Here is a 17586-nt window from a genome sequence, read left to right as displayed (position 1 = left end):
CCGTCAGCGCGGCAGCCGTCCGTCGTGCAGCACCGCGTGCGGATCGAAGCGCGCACGCAGATCACGAAGCCGGGCGATCTCGTCGTCGGACCCGCAGCGCTCGAGGGTCTGTTCCGGTTCGAGGAAGGTCGCCACGGTCTGCGATGCCTCGTTCGGTCCCAGCAGCTCTCGGAAGGCCTCGAGACTCATCTCTCCCGGTTCTGCGGGCACTCCCGGGATCACCGGCACGAGAGCGTGCAACAGCCAGCCCACGGATTCGAGCGAGGCGAAGCCCTCACGCCGCGGTGCATCGAGAGCACCGCCGAGCATACGGATGTCGATGCCCATGATCGGCCACTGCTCCGGCAGCTCCCGGAATTCGAGGAGGGCGTCGATTGTCGCATCGTCGAGCACGCTGAGCGCCATCGACGCCCCACGCCCCGGCGTGGGATCCGTCGGCTCGTTCGAGGCGGCCGCGAGTGCCGCCGGCGACGTCGGCCCGGTGATCTCCCTGCGCACCGTCCCTGCCCGCCGTATGGTGTCGATCAGCTCCTCCTGCGACCCGTCGGCCGACAGCGCCTGGACCGTGAGGAAGCTCCTTCCCCTGATCTCCTCCGGAAGCTGCGGGGCGTCCGGCATGCGCATCGAGTTGAGGAAGACGTTGAGCGTCGACGGAGCCGAGGCTGCGAGGTCGCGGACGGCACGGACCACCGCTGGGGCATCAGCGACGTCGAAGGTGAGGTTCGCCCCCCAGACGGCGGGTGCCCGCACCAGATCGATCTCGGTCGCGGTCACGATCCCGACGAGGCCGCCGGCGCCCCGCAGCGCCCACATGAGGTCGGCATCGGTGTCGTCGTCGACGCGCTCGTGCGTGCCGTCGGTGCGCAGCACCCACGCCGCGCGCAGGTTGTCGGACCCGAGACCCGCCGTCCGGCTGAACCACGAGTGTCCGCCGCCCAGTGTGTACCCCGCGACGCTCACCACCGGACTGGTTCCGGCAGGAGCGACCCACCCCGAGCCTTCGAGCGCCTCGACGACAGCTCCCCAGCGCACGCCGGTACCGACTCTGACGATGCCGCTTTCGAGGTCGACCTCCAGATCGTCGAAAGCGCCCATGCGCACGAGCACGGTGCCGGCCAGGGATCCGGAGGCGCCATGACCATTCGGCTGGATCGCGAGCGGCGTGCCGGACTCGCGTGCCGCACTCAGCAGTGCACGGAGGTCGTCGACGTCGGCAGGTATCGCCACCGCATCCGGCCGCTGCTCGATCGCGAGATTCCACGGCTGTCGCGCTGCATCGTAAGCGTCGTCTTCGGGGAGGAGGAGGGTGCCGGTGAGTCGTTCCTGGAGCGCGACGAGCGCGGGGTGTGTGGACATGACGCCACCGTACGATATCCCTCGGACATCGTCGATGGCGTCATGCGCCGCTCACTCGCCCGCGAGACCGCCGAGCATGTGGCCGAAGGAACGCCCCTCTCCCAGGTACGTCGCCGGATCGAACGGGTCGGCGACCGCGGTCGCCTCGCGTCGGGCGATCGCCTCCGCCAACTCCCTGGCACCCTTCTCGACGCGCTTGGCGAGCGGCGCGACGTCGTCTCCCGCTCCACCCCAGTCGCTCGATGCCGCGAACACCCCGGTCGAGACGGGCTCCGCATGCAGGTAGGCGAAGAGCGGGCGGATCGCGTAGTCGATCGCCAGCGAGTGCCGCGCGGTGCCGGCGTTCGCACCGATCAGCACGGGCGTGCCGGTGAGCGCATCCGGGTCGAGCACGTCGATGAAGGACTTGAACAACCCCGAGTAGCTCGTCGAGAAGATCGGCGTCACCGCGATCAGCGCGTCGGCGGAGACCACGGTGTTGATCGCCGTCTCCAGGGCCGGCGGCGCGAACCCGGTGAGCAGGTTGTTCGTGATGTCGTGCGCATAGTCCCGCAGCTCGATCACGTCGACGTTCGCTTCGATGTCGTGCTCGGCGAGGGCTTTCACGGTCTCGGCCGCGAGTCGGTCCGCGAGCATCCTCGTGGACGACGGGTTCGACAGGCCGGCGGAGACCACGGCGATACGACGCACGGTCATGTCACGCCTCCGTGCGGCCGAGCCCGAAGGCTGCGCCTGCGGGGGCCGGGCTGTCCTGGTAGGGCGAATCGCCTGTCAGGTTGTCACCGCGGTTGGCGCCGGGGCGCGCCTGACGGGTCGGACCGTCGCCGAATTCGGCCCTGACGCGTGCCGTGTGGGTCGGCGCGTCGGGCACGGCGGCGGGGCGGTCTTTCGCGAGCTCCTTGCGGAGCACCGGCACGACCTCGGAACCGAGGATGTCGAGCTGCTCCAGCACCGTCTTGAGCGGCAGACCCGCGTGGTCGATCAGGAAGAGCTGCCGCTGGTAGTCACCGTAGTGCTCGCGCATCGCGGCGTATCGGTCGATCACCTGCTGCGGGGAACCCACCGTCAGCGGAGTCATCTCGGTGAAGTCCTCCATGCTCGGCCCGTGACCGTAGACGGGCGCGTTGTCGAAGTACGGACGGAACTGGTTCACCGCGTCCTGCGACTTCGCGGCCATGAACACCTGTCCGCCGAGACCCACGATCGCCTGTTCCCGTGTGCCGTGGCCGTAGTGCTCGAAGCGCTGGCGGTACAGCTCGATGAGGCGCTGGTAGTGCTCCTTGGGCCAGAAGATGTTGTTCGCGAAGAAGCCGTCACCGTAGTACGCAGCCTGCTCGGCGATCTCCGGGGTACGGATGGATCCGTGCCATACGAACGGCGCGATCCCGTCGAGGGGGCGCGGAGTCGACGTGAAGCCCTGCAGCGGCGTGCGGAACTTGCCCTCCCAGTCGACGACGTCCTCACGCCACAGCTTGTGCAGCAGGGCGTAGTTCTCGATCGCGAGCGGGAGTCCCTGGCGGATGTCCTGACCGAACCAGGGATACACAGGACCGGTGTTGCCACGACCGAGCATGAGGTCCATGCGGCCGTCAGAGACATGCTGCAGCATCGCGTACTCCTCGGCGATGCGCACGGGATCGTTCGTGGTGATGAGCGTCGTCGACGTGGAGACGATCAGGCGCTCGGTCTGCGCAGCAAGCGCCGCGAGGAAGGTCGTGGGGCTGGAGGACCAGAACGGCGGGTTGTGGTGTTCGCCGATCGCGAAGACGTCGAGTCCGACCTCTTCGGCGTGCACGGCGATCGCCGTGGTCGCCTTGATGCGCTCCTGCTCGCTGGGGGTGATCCCGGTGGTGGGATCGCGGGTGATGTCGCTGACCGACATGATGCCGAACTGCATCGCCTGCGCGCCTGACTGCTCGCTCATGATTGCTCCGTGTCTCCGAATCGGATGACTCGCATCCGTTTCTATTCATTTGAATGTATCTGTGTCAACGCGCTCACAGCAACTTTATTCCCGGCCTGTAGCCTCGAACGATGAGCACTGCCGGCGCCGACATCTCAGGGCCCACCACAGGATCGGTTCCCCGCAGGCGGAGACGTGTGCCGTTCTGGGACAACGCGCGCTACGTCTGCATCGTGCTCGTCGTGCTCGGTCACGCGATCCAGCGCCTGACGTACGACTCCGACATCGCCTTCGCGTTCTACCTCGCGCTGTACGCGTTCCACATGCCGGCGTTCGCCATCATCTCCGGCTACTTCTCGAAGTCCGGCTCACCCTCCAAGACGCAGATGGCCAGGGTGATCACGGACATCCTGCTCCCCTACGTCATCTTCGAGACGCTGTGGACACTCACCAAATGGCTGGTCGAGGGCCAGGTCGATCCGAACATCACGAAACCGAGCTGGACGCTGTGGTTCCTCCTCGCGCTCGGGATCTTCCGGCTCGTGCTCCCGTACCTCGCACTGCTTCGGTGGCCGCTGCTGTGGACCGTGGTCATCTCGGTCGGCGTGGGATACCTGCCGAACGTCGACAGCACGTTCTCGCTGTCCCGCACCCTGGGGCTCCTTCCCTTCTTCACACTGGGCTGGTGGCTGCGCGAGCACGACATCGTCGACAGGTTCCGCCTCCTCGACTTCCGCCCCTGGTGGATCCGGGGCGGCGCCGTCGCGATCTTCGCTCTGGCCGGCTTTGCGGCCTGGAACTGGCTTCCGCTGTGGCAGGCGTCCGACCTGCGGCACTGGCTCTTCTACGAGGACTCCTATGCCGACCTGGGCGGCGAGCAGTGGTGGGCCGGCGGGGTGCGGATACTCCTGATGTTGCTCGCCGTCGTGCTCAGCGCCGCCTTCTTCGCCCTCATCCCACGGGGCGCCCACTGGTGGACGGCATTCGGCCAGTACACGATGTACGTGTTCCTCCTGCATTCGTTCGTGCTGTACCCCTTCCGCGAGAGCGGGATCCTGCAGAGCCTCGAGCCGACCTGGATCTGGCTCCCCCTCGTCACCGTGGCGTCAGTGCTGATCGCCCTCGCGCTGGCGACGAAGCCGGTCAGGTGGGTCTTCCGCCCGCTGGTGGAACCCCGCCCAGGGTGGCTCTTCGCCGACCCGGCGCTGGCCTCCAAGGAGGGGCGCCGGAACGACCCGACGGGCTCGCGGCGCCCGCGCCAGACCGGACGATAACCTCGAAGGTGTGAGCCGCGCACAGACCGTTCGAGACCGCATCGTCGAACGCATCGAGGAGACGGGGTTCGGCGCTCACGGGCTGCACGTCCGCGTCGCCACTGAGACCGCCGACCACCGCTGGACCGACGACGTGCGGGAGGACGTGCACTCCGTCGCGAAAGGCGTCTGCGTTCTGGCTGCGGGACTGGCCGCCGACGAGGGTGCGGTGTCGCTCGACATGCCCGTCGGCACGTACCTCCCCGGCTTCGAGCTGGGAGCTGGCGTCGAGGACGTCACGCTGCGGCACCTGCTCTCGATGACCAGCGGGATCGATCTGCCCTGGTCGGAGACTCTGATGACGGACTGGCCGGACCTCGCCCGCGAGTTCCTGCGACGCCCGTCGGGCGGACGGTCGTTCCAGTACTCGAACGCGAGCACGTACACCGCGATGACGGCGCTGGCCGCGCTAGTCGGAGACATCGGCGACTATCTCGTCCCCCGTCTCTTCGACCCGCTCGGCATCATCGACGTGGAGTGGGAGCGCAGCCCTCAGGGTCGCATCGTCGCCGGAGGCGGGCTCTCTCTGCGCACCGAAGAGCTCTCCCGTCTCGGACTCCTGATCAGAGATCGCGGGGTGTGGGAGGGCCGACAGCTGATCGCCCCAGGATGGATCGACGCGATGCACACGGAATGGCGGGTCGCCGGCGAGAGCACGGACTACGATCGCTACGCCCTTGCAGGATGGGGCGGGCCGGGGCCGGCGTGGAGACTTCACGGCGCCTACGGCCAGCTGCTCATCTTCCTCGACGACGCGGTGGTCACGATCACGGCAGACGATCACTTCGGCGCCGATGCCATCGCCGCGTTCGCGGTGGAGGCGCTCACGAGCACACACGAGCCGTGACCGCTCAGGCGAACAGCCCGGCCCCCACGAAGGACCCCGGCTTCACCCCCGCCGGCACCGCCCAGATGCCCGAACCGACGTGGCGGATGTACTCGTTCATGAGATCTGTCGACAACCGACGCTGCAGCGAGATGAACTGTGCAGGATCGCGCTGGTACGACAGGAAGAAGAGCCCGGCATCGAGGCGTCCGAGCGTGTTGTTCCCGTCGACGTAGTTGTAGCCGCGGCGGAGGATGCGGATGCCGTCGTTCTTCTCCGGATGCGCGAGACTCACGTGGCTGTTCGCGTCGATCGCCTTGCTGTGGAAGTCCGGTGCCGTGAATTCGTCTCCGCCGGAGAGCGGTGCACCCTCGCCCTTGTCCCGACCGATGATGGTGTCCTGCTCCGACAGGCGCACGCGGTCCCAGGTCTCGATGAGCATCGCGATCTTCCTGGCCACGAGGTAGGACCCGCCGGCCAGCCACGCCGGGTCGTCCTTCTCCGATACCCAGACGTGATCGCCGAGCGCCTCGGTGTCATCGGCCAGGATGTTCGCGGTGCCGTCCTTGAACCCGAAGAGATTGCGCGGCGTCGCCTGCGTCGCCGTCGTGCGCGACGTCTTGCCGAATCCCAGCTGCGACCAGCGCAGCCGAGCCCGGCCGAAGGCGATGCGGCTGAGGTTGCGGATCGCATGCACCGCCACCTGCGGGTCGTCGGCGCAGGCCTGGATGCACAGGTCGCCGTGAGAGGTCTGCGGATCGAGATCGTCACCGAGGAACGCCGGGAGCCGTTCCAGCCCCGGGGGACGCTGCGCGGCGATCCCGTAGCGGTCGCCGTCCTCGTTCTCGAAGAGTCCCGGCCCGAAGCCGAACGTGATCGTGAGCCCGGCGGCGGGAAGCCCCAGCGCCTCCCCCGTGTCGTCCGGCGGCGCTTCGGCCGGCCCACCGACCGCACCCGTCGCACTGACTTCGAGGCCCTGCGCCATGCGGGAGGCCGCGTACGACCAGTCCTGCAGCAACGAGATGAGGTCGTCGCGATCCGTGCGCGGCATCATGTCGAAGCTGGCGAAATGCAGATGGTCCTGCACCGGAGTGGTGATGCCTGCCTGGTGATCGCCGAAGAACGCGTATGCGGAATGCGCGTCCTCCGCCGCACGCGCCCGCCCGAGCGCGACGCCGCCGGCGAGACCCGCACCGGCGCCGACCGCGAGGCCCGCGACGCCGCCCCCGATGGCCAGGCCGAGCAGTCCCCGCCTGCTCAAACCGGCAGGAGCGGACGCCGCGCCCGTCGATGACTCTTCGGGTGCGGCATCCGCTTCTGGTTCGTTCACGTCCGTGATGGTATCCCGTAGCGTGCGGCTGATCAGTCGAGGACCGTGCTGGTGAGCTGCGAGAGCGGCTCGGCCAGAGCGTTGATCAGGTCGGTGAACTCGCGCTTGTCGGCCTCGGTCAGTTGCGAGTAGCCCACGAAGCCGTCGGCCAGCGAGCCGTGAGCCGCGAGAGATTCCTCGAGCGCGGTGTAACCCGACTCGATCTCCGCGACCAGAGCCTTCCCCTCGTCGCCCTGCGCGACGGCGAAGTCCTGCACGAGCGAGAATGCCATCTTCGACCCTTCGACGTTCGCGGCGAAGTCGTAGAGGTCGGTCCCGGACCACCAGTCCTCCTCCCCGGAGATCTTCCCGGTCGCGACCTCGTCGAGCAGCGCGATGGCGCCGTTCGAGATGCCGCCGATGCCCTGGTCGTCAAGGGCGGTGGTGAAGTCGTCGGAGTGCACGTAGTCGTAGAGCTCCTGCACGTCGGCGAGCAGCAGATCGCCGTAGTCGGCGCGCTCCTCCGGCGTGGACGGCGCCCAGTCCTGCCACGCGGGGGTCTCCCCGTCGGCGTTCAGCGCATCCTGCGCCGGAACCCACAGGTCCTTCTCGATGCGGTGGAAGCCCGTCCAGTCCAGTCCTTCGGCGACGGCATCGACCTCGCGATAGTCGATCCGCGGGTCGAGGTCGCCCAGCGCCTCGGCGACCGGCTCGATGCGCTCGTAGAACGCGCGGGTCTGCGGGAAGAGCGTGCGTGCGGTCTCGTCGTCACCGGACTCGTAGGCGGCGACGAAGTCCTCGACTGCGGGGACAAGCTGACCGACCTGGTCCTTCACGAACGCACCGTAGAGGTCGACGGCCTTCTGCTTCTGCTCGGCGTCTGGACCTTCCACCGCGACGCGATCCCCGGTCACGGTGAACGCGGTCTTCCCCACGCCATCGCCGATCATCCCCGGCTTGCAGAGAGTGAAGTAGTCACCGGGCTGTGCGACGACCGTGAGCGTGCGCGAGGCGGCCGGCGCGATGTTCTCGACCTCGCCGACGATCCGGAGGCCGTCGTCTGCGAGGAGGTAGAACTCCGTGACCTGAGCGGTGTCGTTCTTGACGTTGAAGGTCAGGGTCCCGCTCTTCGCGGTCGCCGCGGAGACCGCGCAGTCGCCATCGGTCGAGGAGACGTCGAAGGCCGCGGTGGCTCCGGCGTCGCTCTTCGCGACGCAGCCGCTCAGGACGAGAACCGCGGCGCCGGTGGCTGCCAGCGCCCCCAGGATCCGGTGCGAGGTGGTCATGCTGCTCCTTGTGGTGAGAGGGAGGGAGATTCAGACGAGTGCTCCGTCGGGTCCTGCGGCTTCGACGGGCGCTTCGAGCGGAGTCCGCGGACGTAGAGCCATCCGACGACGGAGATGTACGCGACCCAGGCGACGACCTGCATCCAGGTCATCGCGGGCATGAAGCCGACCGTCGCCTGCAGAATCGATGCGAGGGGGCCACCGGGAGCGATCGTCGCCGAGACGTCGAACGCCCACCCGAACGGGAAGGCGGCCCATCCGACGGCCACTCCGCCGGTCACGGCATCGATCGGTGCCAGCGCGGTGAACGGCCCGGGAAGCACACCGGCCTCCTGCAGATCCATCAGCGCGTAGGCGAGCACGCCGGCCGCGACGATCACGAGGAAGCCACCGGTCCAGGCGAAGAAGCGACGCAGATCGAGTCGCAGCGCACCGCGGGAGATCAGCCATCCGACGACCACGGCCGTGAGGAGCCCGAGCAGGGCGCCCATCAGCGCCGAGGGTGCGTCGCCGAAAGACTGGACCATCGACCACAGCAGCAGCGTCGTCTCGATGCCCTCTCGGGCGACGGACACGAAGCCGATCGCGATGAGCGCCCACAGGCCGCCGGCGGTCAGAGCCCGGTCGATGCCACCCTCCAGCGTCGCCTTCATGCTGCGCCCGGCCCGCTGCATCCAGAAGATCATCCAGGTCACCATCGCGACGGCGAGCAGCGACAGGCCGCCACCGATCAGCTCCTGCGCCTGGAACGTGAGTTCGTAGGCCCCGAAGGTGAGCACCGCGCCGATGCCGAGAGCCAGTGCGATCGCGAGTCCGACGCCCGCCCACATCTTCGGGAGGGCGTCCTGCCGTCCGAGACGACGGAGGTAGGCGACGAGGATGCCGACGACGAGTGCGGCTTCGAGGCCCTCGCGGAGCCCGATGAGAAAAGTGGCGAGCACGGAAGAACACTCTCTGGCGGTGACTGAGGTAAGGCAGCCCTTACCGAGGAGACTCTAGCACCGAGATCGACGTCCACCGGACACGAGGAACGGAAGTAACGGAGCGCAACACAGGATCCCACCCCGGTCGACGCGACGTAGCCTCGGTCCATGGCTGAACTCTCGCTCCCCATTCTCGACCTCTCCCAGCTCGACGAAAGCCCCGAGGCCGCGGCACGATTCCGCGACGACCTGCGGGCGGCGACCCACGACGTCGGCTTCTTCTACCTCACCGGCACCGGGATCTCCCCCGCGCTCGAGGCACGGCTCCACCGGGCCGCCCTGGACTTCTTCGCCCTCCCCGAAGAGGACAAGCTGGCCATCGAGAACGTGAACAGCCCGCACTTCCGCGGCTACACGCGCATCGGCGGAGAACGCACCCAGGGGAAGGTCGACTGGCGCGAGCAGATCGACATCGGCCCCGAGCGCGAACCCGTCGACGACGGCCCCGCCTTCAACCGCCTCATCGGGCCGAACCTCTGGCCGTCGGCGCAGCCCGAGCTGCAGGATGTCGTGGCCGAGTGGCACGAGACCCTGTCCGAGGTCGCTCGCAAACTGCTGCGCGCCTGGGCCCAGACCCTCGGCGCCGACGAGTCCTACTTCGACGAGCACTTCGGCGAGCCGTCGACCCTCATCAAGATCGTCCGCTATCCCGGAACGCACGAACCAGAGCCTCAGCAGGGCGTCGGTGCGCACAAGGACTCCGGCGTGCTCACCCTCCTCTGGGTGGAGCCGGGCAAGGGCGGTCTGCAGGTCGAACGCGACGGCATCTGGGTCGACGCTCCCCCGGTGCCCGGAGCTTTCGTCGTGAACATCGGCGAGCTGCTGGAGTACGCGACGGGCGGGTACCTCAAAGCGACGAACCACCGCGTGGTCTCGCCGCAGGCACCGGACGAGCGGATCTCGATCCCGTTCTTCTTCAACCCCGCGCTCGACAAGCGGCTGCCCCTGATCGAGCTGCCCGAGGAGCTGGCCGCCGAAGCGAACGGGGTGACCGATGACCCGAGCAATCCCATCCACGCGCTCTACGGCGAGAACGCCCTCAAGTCACGCTTGCGCGCCCACCCGGATGTCGCCGCGATCCACCACGCCGACCTCGTGAACGCGCCCGCCTGACGCACGGGTCACAACTCCTGCCCGCCGCCGAGAGCGACGATCTGCCGGAGCGCCTGGAGGTGGGCCGCGAAAGCATCGCGGCCCGCCTTCGTCGAACGCACCCACGTGCGCGTGCGACCCCCGACGACGCCCTTGCGCGCGAGCACGTATTCCGCGGTCTGCAGGTGTGCGATCGCCTTGCTCAGCGGCGAATCACCACATTGGAGGATGTCGCGGAGCGCCGGGAAGTCGAACTCCATGCCGTCGCCGAGCGCGGCCATCAACGAGAACCGGATCGGTGAGGCGAAGTTGTCGTCCAGCTGCGTGCGCGGGTGCGGCCGGAACCCCGCCTCAGCCACGACCCTCCCGCCCCGGAACGAACGACACCAGGACGAAGAGCACGATCACGACGACACCTCCGACGACACCGGCGAGCCCCGATGCGCTGCCCCCTCCTCCCCCCAGCACGAGAGCCGCAGGTATGCCTGCCGCGAGCAAGAATGCCGCCACATGCGGCCACCGCCAGGAAGCACCGATGGCGGGAAGCCCGACGGGTGTGTTGAAGGCGACGATCCAGGCGAGGAGAACCAGCATCACCAGCAGGCTGATCACGCTGCGCAGCACATCGTCCGGCGCCCCCGCGAGCATGGTCAGCACGCCGAGAGCGACGCCGACGAGCAGGGTCCCCCATCGGATCGGAGCGGGCAGGGTGACCCGCGGAGGCCGCGGGGACCGCGCATCTCCGGCCGCGCGGAACAGCTGGAGCACGCCGTAACCGCCGATACCCACCAGGACTATGCCCGCGGGGATCAGCACGACGCCGACCGGGAGACCGGGATCCAACGCGACGAGACCGAAAACGACGACAGCGCCGACGAGAACCACGACTTCGCCGAGGATGAGCGGCCACCGGGAAGCGCTCCAGCGCCACTGCATCCCATTGCGTTGCGCCATCCCGCTCGCCAGCTGCCCCCACACCAGAAAGGTGAACAGGATCACCTGGGAGGCGAGGACATCGCTCTGCCGGAGGACGAGCGCGAACGCGACGAGATACCCGGCCGTGATCACCGCATTGGCGATCTGGAGCCCGGCGAGCGCACGTCGGTCGACGGCGCGGCCTCGGCGCTCCACCACCGCGTCCGCTGCGGCCAGATACCGGCGCGCGATGTCGGCATCCGGCGGCACGAGAGCGTCGTGACCGGGAATCGGCTTCTGCTGCATGTCGGGCCTCCCCCACTTTCCTTGTGGAAAGCTCTCTACTTTCCTATCGGAAAGCGAGTGGGGAATCAACCCTCGGACATGACGAAGGCCGCCCCACACCGTGGGGCGGCCTTCTCAAGAATGTTCTGCGCGATTGAACGCAGGATCGCAGTGCCTTAGCGGCGGAGTCCGAGACGCTCGATCAGCGAGCGGTAGCGCGCGATGTCGATGTCCTGGAGGTAGCCGAGCAGACGACGGCGCTGACCGACGAGCAGGAACAGCCCACGACGCGAGTGGTGGTCGTGCTTGTGCTCCTTGAGGTGCTCGGTGAGGTCCTTGATGCGCTGCGTCAGCATTGCGACCTGCACCTCGGGGGATCCGGTGTCACCGGGGTGCGTCGCGTACTCTTCGATGATCGCCTTCTTGACGTCTGCTTCCAGTGCCATAGATTCGATCCCCTCTCTGCTTGTTGCGCGGCGCCCGACGCCTGATACGTGGGCTCTCTTTATCCGCGGCCGATCAAACGGCAACCTGACGAGTCTACCAGCCGACGACCACCCTCGGTGACACCGGCGGCGGAGCGAGTCCGTCAGGGTCAACTAGTCTCGAAACGTGCAGAAGAAGTTCGAGGAGTGAGCGCCCGCCGCGGTCATCTGATCGACCTCTCCCCCTTGAAGTCCAGTCCGGCGTTCGCCCGGATGTGGATCGGGTCGACACTCGCCGGCATCGGCGGCCAGCTCACCATCGTCACGGTGATGCTGCACGTGTTCGCCCTGACGCAGAACACCTTCGCGGTCTCGATGATCGCCGTGGCCGGACTCGTGCCGATGATCCTCGCCGGCCTGTACGGCGGCATGCTCGCCGATGCGTTCGACCGACGCCGGGTGGCACTGATCGCGGCGACCATCACATTCGCCTCCACCGCCCTGCTCGCGGCTCTCACCTGGACGGGTATGGAGACCATCTGGTGGCTGTACGCGCTGAGCATGATCAACTCCGCCGCCAATTCTGTGGGCATGGCCACGCGCACGGCGATCGTGCCGCGGCTCATCCCCCGCGAGAAGCTCGCCGCAGCATCCGCGCTGAACGGTGTGGCCTTCGGGCTGACGGTCATGGCCGGACCCGCGCTGGCGGGCCTCCTCGTCGCCCTCACCGGCTACGGCTGGACGTACACGATCGACGTCGTGCTCATGCTTTCGATGTTCCTGGGACTGTGGACGCTCCCGGCGTTGCGGCCGGAGGGAGAGATCGTCCGCCCCGGCCTCGAGTCGCTGGTGGACGGCTGGCGCTTCCTCCGCAGAGCAGGCAACATCCGGATGCAGTACATCATCGACATCATCGCGATGACGTTCGGGCAGCCGCTCGTCCTCTTCCCCGCGCTCGGCACGGTGCTGCTGGGCGGCGGAGCGCTCACGACCGGCATCCTCACCGCCGCGGTGGCGGTGGGCACCTTCGCGTCGAGCCTGTTCTCCGGTCGTGTCGTGCAGTACCGCTGGCATGGCCGCGGCATCGCCCGGGCCGTGGAGGCCTATGGCGCGTCGATCCTGCTGTTCGGGATCGTGCTGCTCGTCGGCGCGTTCTCGTCACCCGCGACCGAGACGGCTCCCCACATCGGGTTGATCGTCGCCGCCTGCGTCGCCCTCGCCCTGTCCGGTGCGTCCGACAACGTCAGCTCGATCTATCGGAACACCATGATGCAGGCCGCCGTACCCGACTCGATGCGCGGACGCCTCCAGGGCCTGTTCATCGTCGTGGTCGCCGGCGGGCCCCGCGTCGGGGCGCTGTACGCGGGCACGCTGGCGACGCTCACGACCCTCTGGTTCCCTCCCCTGCTCGGTGGAGTGCTGGTCATCGCCCTCGTCGCCGCGCTCGCGCAGCGCAACCGCCGATTCCACGACTACGACGCAGAGAACCCCGAGCCCTGACGGGCCCGGGGTCCGGACGATGCTCCGTGGAGGTCAGTCCTGCTGCAGGGCACCCTGCAGGTCGAGGCTGATCGTGACGTCCTTGCCGACGAGAACTCCACCGGTCTCGAGTGCCGCGTTCCAGGTGAGACCGAAGTCCTCGCGGTTGATGACGGTCTTGGCAGAGGCGCCGGCCTTGTAGTTGCCGTAGGGGTCGGTGCCGAAGCCGCCGAAGTCGAGCTCGAAGCTGACCGGCTTGGTGACGCCGCGGATGGTGAGGTCGCCGTCGACGTACAGGTCGTCGCCCTTGACGTGCGCACCGGTGGAGACGAACTCCATGGTCGGGAAGTTCTCGGTGTCGAAGAAGTCCGCCGAGCGCAGGTGCGCGTCGCGACCCTCGTCGTTGGTGTCGATGGAGGTCACGTCGACCGTGGCCTCGACCTTGGCCTCCAGCGGGTTCTCCGGAGCGATCAGGGTCGCGCTCTTCACACCGAAGGTGCCGCGCACCTTCGAGATCATCATGTGGCGCACGCTGAAGGTGACCTCGCTGTGCGAAGGGTCCAGGACCCAGGTGCCGGGACGGTAGCCGGGGATGTCGATGCTGGTCATTGCTTCTCCTCTGGAGACTTCAGCCGCTGCTGCGGCAAGGGACAGGGGCCGCGTCGCCGCGACCACTGTGACAACTTACATTCATTCGCATGTATTCCCCTGAATGAAGAATCTTTTCCCGCACATGCCGCGAGGCGCCTCCCTCCCGGAGGAGAGAGACGCCTCGTGGAAGAGACCGATGTCAGCCGACGGCGACCAGATCGATGATGAAGATCAGCGTCTTGCCGGAGAGGAAGTGCCCGCCGCCGACCGGGCCGTAGGCGAGATGCGGCGGGATGATCAGCTCGCGGCGACCGCCGACCTTCATGCCGGGGATCCCGTCCTGCCACCCCTGGATCAGGCCGCGCAGCGGGAACTGGATCGTCTCGCCACGGCCCCACGAGGAGTCGAACTCCTCGCCGGAGTCGAACTCGACGCCGGCGTAGTGGACCGTGACGGTGTCGCCGGGCTTCGCCTCGGCGCCGTCGCCCTCGATGATGTCGCGGACGACGAGCTCCGCCGGAGCGGGAGTGCTGGGGGCTTCGAACTCAGGCTTTGTGCGTTCAGTCATGTCTCCATCAAACCCGAGGCCGACGGACCCGGTCAACGCACGCACACCTGCTCACAGCGAACACCTCATGCCCTCGCCGGCGAACCTCGGCAAGAAGCTCTTGACACTCATGCAGGGCCGGGTGCACCCTGATTACAGATCAACTCAGCGCCCGGGAGACTCGCAGGCATCGCCGCAGCACCGGGCGCTGAGTCTTGTCCTGGAGCGCTTCCCGGCCCCTCACTCGACGTATCCTGCGAGGAGCTCGGCGATCTCCACCGGTCGGCTCAGCATCGCGCAGTGTCCGCCGGGCAGCTCATCCGCGACCACTCCCAGGCGCGTCTCGGCGAGGTCGCGCAGGAATGCGGCAGGGAAGAAGCGATCGTCGGCGAACAGCACGAATCTCGTCGGCACGTCGGGCCACGCCGCCAGAGGCCACGGCCTCTCCATCGCCGCCTGCGACGGATGCGCCCGCTCCCGTCGGAGCGCCTCCTCTGCCAGCTCGTGCGGAACCCCGTTGTAGAAACTGACGAGGGGGTCGTCGTTCCCGGTCAACCCGCCGTCCCGCGCCGACTGGGCGGCAGACGCCGTGACGTATCCCGAGTTCGCCCACCACTGATCCGGGGACTCGCCCGGGGACGGGATCATCCCCGCCATCAGGACGAGGAGATCGGCGGAGAGGCGCTCGGCGACCAGCGGCGCGGTGAAGGCCCCGAAGGAATGACCGACGACCACCACCCCCGCCTGCGCACCCACCAGCTCCGCAACCGCCTCGGCGTAGTCGTCGAGAGTGAGCGTGTCGTCGTCGGCGGGAAGGTCGGGCGCGAACACCTCCTGCCCGCGCGCTCGCAGCTCGGCGGCGACCAGATGCCAGGACCATCCGACATCTCCGCCACCGTGGATCACGACGAAGGTGCTCATCCGCCACCGCCTTCCCTCCGAGAAGGGTACGCCGTCGCGTGTCGCGTCAGTACGCCAGAAGGGCCGCCCTGGTCGCCCTGGTGCGGATCAGGAGCGCGCGCTCGTCATCCACGGCCATGGGGTCGCGGCCGGTGATCGCCCGCTGACGGACAGCGGCGAGCTCGGTCGCCTCTTTGATGAAGGCGCGCATCAGCGGACGACGGTCCCCCCGCAGCTGCGACGCCCAGGCGAGTCCGACCTTGCGCCCGGCAGGGGTGGCGAGCATGGTGACCTCCTCGGGCGTGAACCATCCGGCCGCGGCGTAGTCCTCGAGGCGGGCACGGGTGAGTCGGGCCTCCTCACGACGCAACGCGACGATGCACAGGATGAATCCGATGAAGAGCGGCACCTGAAGGGTGAAGTAGAGACCGAAGAAGTCGGCAAACGTCGCCGAGCCGTTCCAGAGGGCGTGGAGCAGGATCGCCCCGACCACCCCCACCGCGCCAGCACCGAGCGCGGCCTTCGCCGAGCCGTGACGCCGAGCGACGAGGCCGATCGCGAAGCCGGTGATCGCGGTGAACATGGCATGAGCGAAGGGCGAGAAGAGCCCGCGCACCACGAACGTGACGGTCAGCTGCTCGCCGCCACCCTCGATGAGGCTCACCCCGAAGTACTGGATGTTCTCGGTGAAAGCGAAACCCGCCCCGACCAGCGCGCCGTACACGATGCCGTCGACAGGGCCGTCGAACGCTCGTCGGGCGAGCAGGAAGATGAGGAAGACGCCGAGCCCCTTCCAGAGCTCCTCGACGATAGGCGCCTGCACGACGGCGGTGAACTCCTCGGAGCGGATGTCGAGCAGGAGGGTCAGCGCGGTGTCGACGAGAAGGGTGAGCCCGACGGCCGCGACGGCGCCCCATGCGATGGCGAACGCCACCAGCCGCTTGGGCTCGGGCTCCCACCGATCGATCAGGCGCACGCCCAGGAACACGATGGTCAGAGGGATGAGCGCGAGCACCAGCCCCACGACGGAAGCGAACGATCCGAGCGCCCAGACGAAGTAGCCGACGAGGGCGATCAGGAGGAAGCCGAGCACCCCGAAGAGCCAGAGCGACACCGTGCGCCCTTTCCTCGTCGGAACGGGCAGCGCCGGGAGCGACTCCGCCGGCGACGGGGCGACGGGAGCCGGCGGCGTGTAGGGCGTCGGCTGCGCGAGGGACGATGCATACCCCGTGACGGAGGTGCGGGCCGCGGGCGCCGAGACCTGGCTCGCGTACGGCGCGGGCGCGAAGGCTCGCGGCGGTACCTGCTGCGGCGGTGTCGACGGCAACGGCGGTGCCGGCGGAGGCGCATACGGCGAGGGCTGCTGCGGCTGGGACGGTCCTCCGGAACTCATAGGCAAAGCTTATGGGCACAACGCCGGGCACCCGGATATGGCGACCCCCTCCACCCGGCGACCTGCACCCACCCGGTAGCGTAGAAGCATGCGGTTCGCTCACCTGCGCCGTCCCGACTCCCCTCTCGCGGTTCTCGCCGTCGTGGAGGGCTCGGACGCCGTCCTCGTCTCTGATCTCCTGACCGACCCTCCTGCCACGCTGCAGCAGCTGATCGAGAGAGGGGACGATGGTCTCGACGCACTGCGCCGCGCTCTGGCGGACACCACCGCGCCGCGGCATCCGCTCGCGGGATGGGCGTTCGCCTCGGCCGTGCTCGCTCCGCCCGCGGTCCTGGCCGTCGGTCTCAACTACGCCGCGCACTCGAGTGAGCTCGGTCTCAAGACCGATGCCGCCCCGACCGTCTTCACGCTCTGGCCGAACTCGCTCACCGGACACGACCAGACCACATCCTGGCCGCGCACGCTGAGTGAGGCCGTCGACTACGAGGCCGAGCTCGGCGTGCTCATCGGCTCGCCTGCGAAGGATGTCGCCGAGGCTGATGCGCTGTCGCACGTCTGGGGATACACGGTGGTCAACGACATCACCGCCAGGAACATCCAGTTCTCCGAGGCGCAGTGGTCACGCTGCAAGTCGTTCGACGGATTCACCCCGACCGGGCCGTTCGCGGTGACCGCGGATGAGATCGCCGACCCGCAGGACCTGCACATCTGGACCGTCGTCGACGGTCACACCGTGCAGGATGCGAGCACCGATCAGATGGTGCGCTCGGTGGCGAAGCTGATCGCGCACCTCTCGCAGTCGCTCACGCTGCTCCCCGGCACCCTCATCTCGACCGGCAGCCCCGGCGGTGCCGGCTACTCGCGCGACCCGCAGATCTTCCTTCGCGACCGGTCCACCGTCACGGTGGGCATCGACGGCATCGGCGAGCTCACCACCCACTGCCGCATCACCGACTGACTTCACGGATAGACGAAGGGGACGG

18 protein-coding genes are annotated in these 17586 nt (G+C 68.2%); 5 read left to right on the top strand and 13 right to left on the bottom strand.

Translation table 11 applies throughout. The features are described from left to right. Positions 1-3 precede the first annotated feature (3 nt). From L687_RS41755 to L687_RS25425, 3 genes are read right to left on the bottom strand one after another with little or no spacing between them, the layout of a single operon-like run. On the bottom strand, positions 4-1356 hold the full coding sequence (locus tag L687_RS41755; RefSeq protein ID WP_021198612.1) for an FAD-binding oxidoreductase: 1353 nt from the start codon (positions 1354-1356) through the stop codon (positions 4-6). Positions 1357-1407: 51 nt separating this feature from the next. Continuing rightward, positions 1408-2052, bottom strand: coding sequence for an FMN reductase (locus L687_RS25430; RefSeq protein WP_021198611.1), 645 nt, complete (start codon positions 2050-2052; stop codon positions 1408-1410). A gap of 1 nt (position 2053) precedes the next feature. Then, positions 2054-3280, bottom strand: a complete 1227-nt coding sequence (locus L687_RS25425) for an LLM class flavin-dependent oxidoreductase (protein ID WP_021198610.1) — start codon at positions 3278-3280, stop codon at positions 2054-2056. Positions 3281-3390: 110 nt separating this feature from the next. Between L687_RS25425 and L687_RS25420 the strand changes: the two genes are divergently transcribed. Further along, positions 3391-4533, top strand: coding sequence for an acyltransferase family protein (locus L687_RS25420; protein ID WP_031206754.1), 1143 nt, complete (start codon positions 3391-3393; stop codon positions 4531-4533). 10 nt (positions 4534-4543) lie between these two features. After that, complete coding sequence (locus tag L687_RS25415) at positions 4544-5419, top strand: serine hydrolase domain-containing protein (RefSeq protein WP_021198608.1); 876 nt, start codon at positions 4544-4546, stop codon at positions 5417-5419. A gap of 4 nt (positions 5420-5423) precedes the next feature. On the opposite strand, the gene efeB is transcribed toward L687_RS25415, so the two are convergent. From efeB to efeU, 3 genes are read right to left on the bottom strand one after another with little or no spacing between them, the layout of a single operon-like run. Beyond that, on the bottom strand, positions 5424-6728 hold the full coding sequence (gene efeB / locus L687_RS25410) for an iron uptake transporter deferrochelatase/peroxidase subunit (RefSeq protein ID WP_021198607.1): 1305 nt from the start codon (positions 6726-6728) through the stop codon (positions 5424-5426). A 32-nt stretch (positions 6729-6760) separates the two neighbouring features. Further along, complete coding sequence (efeO, locus tag L687_RS25405; RefSeq protein WP_021198606.1) at positions 6761-7993, bottom strand: iron uptake system protein EfeO; 1233 nt, start codon at positions 7991-7993, stop codon at positions 6761-6763. Further along, positions 7990-8934 carry an iron uptake transporter permease EfeU gene (gene efeU, locus L687_RS25400; RefSeq protein WP_021198605.1) on the bottom strand — a complete coding sequence of 315 codons (945 nt, stop codon included), beginning with the start codon at positions 8932-8934 and terminating at the stop codon, positions 7990-7992. The genes efeO and efeU overlap by 4 nt, the downstream gene beginning before the upstream one ends. A 150-nt stretch (positions 8935-9084) precedes the next feature. On the opposite strand from efeU, the gene L687_RS25395 reads away from it, so the two are divergent. Continuing rightward, on the top strand, positions 9085-10089 hold the full coding sequence (locus L687_RS25395) for an isopenicillin N synthase family dioxygenase (protein WP_021198604.1): 1005 nt from the start codon (positions 9085-9087) through the stop codon (positions 10087-10089). Between the two features lie 8 nt (positions 10090-10097). Here the strand turns inward: L687_RS25395 and L687_RS25390 are convergent, their stop codons facing one another. The 3 genes from L687_RS25390 to rpsO form a co-directional block, all read right to left on the bottom strand. Continuing rightward, on the bottom strand, positions 10098-10427 hold the full coding sequence (locus L687_RS25390; protein ID WP_021198603.1) for a transcriptional regulator: 330 nt from the start codon (positions 10425-10427) through the stop codon (positions 10098-10100). Further along, on the bottom strand, positions 10420-11289 hold the full coding sequence (locus L687_RS42975) for a hypothetical protein (protein ID WP_021198602.1): 870 nt from the start codon (positions 11287-11289) through the stop codon (positions 10420-10422). The genes L687_RS25390 and L687_RS42975 overlap by 8 nt, the downstream gene beginning before the upstream one ends. A 155-nt stretch (positions 11290-11444) precedes the next feature. Then, positions 11445-11714: a 30S ribosomal protein S15 gene (gene rpsO, locus L687_RS25380; RefSeq protein ID WP_017830938.1), complete on the bottom strand. Its 270-nt coding sequence runs from the start codon at positions 11712-11714 to the stop codon at positions 11445-11447. 186 nt (positions 11715-11900) lie between these two features. Here rpsO and L687_RS25375 point away from each other — a divergent pair, with 186 nt between their 5' ends. Beyond that, positions 11901-13193: an MFS transporter gene (locus tag L687_RS25375; protein WP_021198601.1), complete on the top strand. Its 1293-nt coding sequence runs from the start codon at positions 11901-11903 to the stop codon at positions 13191-13193. A 33-nt stretch (positions 13194-13226) separates the two neighbouring features. Here the strand turns inward: L687_RS25375 and L687_RS25370 are convergent, their stop codons facing one another. The 4 genes from L687_RS25370 to L687_RS25355 form a co-directional block, all read right to left on the bottom strand. Further along, positions 13227-13781 carry a YceI family protein gene (locus L687_RS25370; RefSeq protein WP_021198600.1) on the bottom strand — a complete coding sequence of 185 codons (555 nt, stop codon included), beginning with the start codon at positions 13779-13781 and terminating at the stop codon, positions 13227-13229. A gap of 181 nt (positions 13782-13962) precedes the next feature. Beyond that, positions 13963-14331 carry an FKBP-type peptidyl-prolyl cis-trans isomerase gene (locus L687_RS25365; RefSeq protein WP_021198599.1) on the bottom strand — a complete coding sequence of 123 codons (369 nt, stop codon included), beginning with the start codon at positions 14329-14331 and terminating at the stop codon, positions 13963-13965. A 219-nt stretch (positions 14332-14550) separates the two neighbouring features. Further along, a complete protein-coding gene (locus L687_RS25360) occupies positions 14551-15231 on the bottom strand; it encodes an alpha/beta fold hydrolase (protein WP_021198598.1) in 681 nt (226 codons plus the stop codon). Positions 15232-15277: 46 nt separating this feature from the next. Further along, on the bottom strand, positions 15278-16603 hold the full coding sequence (locus L687_RS25355; protein ID WP_235045212.1) for a PrsW family intramembrane metalloprotease: 1326 nt from the start codon (positions 16601-16603) through the stop codon (positions 15278-15280). Between the two features lie 88 nt (positions 16604-16691). Here L687_RS25355 and L687_RS25350 point away from each other — a divergent pair, with 88 nt between their 5' ends. Further along, positions 16692-17561: a fumarylacetoacetate hydrolase family protein gene (locus L687_RS25350; protein WP_021198596.1), complete on the top strand. Its 870-nt coding sequence runs from the start codon at positions 16692-16694 to the stop codon at positions 17559-17561. The last annotated feature ends 25 nt before the right edge of the window (positions 17562-17586 follow it).

This window comes from Microbacterium maritypicum MF109, assembly GCF_000455825.1.
In the GTDB taxonomy this organism is placed as follows: Bacteria; Actinomycetota; Actinomycetes; order Actinomycetales; family Microbacteriaceae; genus Microbacterium; species Microbacterium maritypicum_A.
Note: the sequence above shows the minus strand (reverse complement) of the source record. Positions and strands in the feature narration are given on the sequence as shown.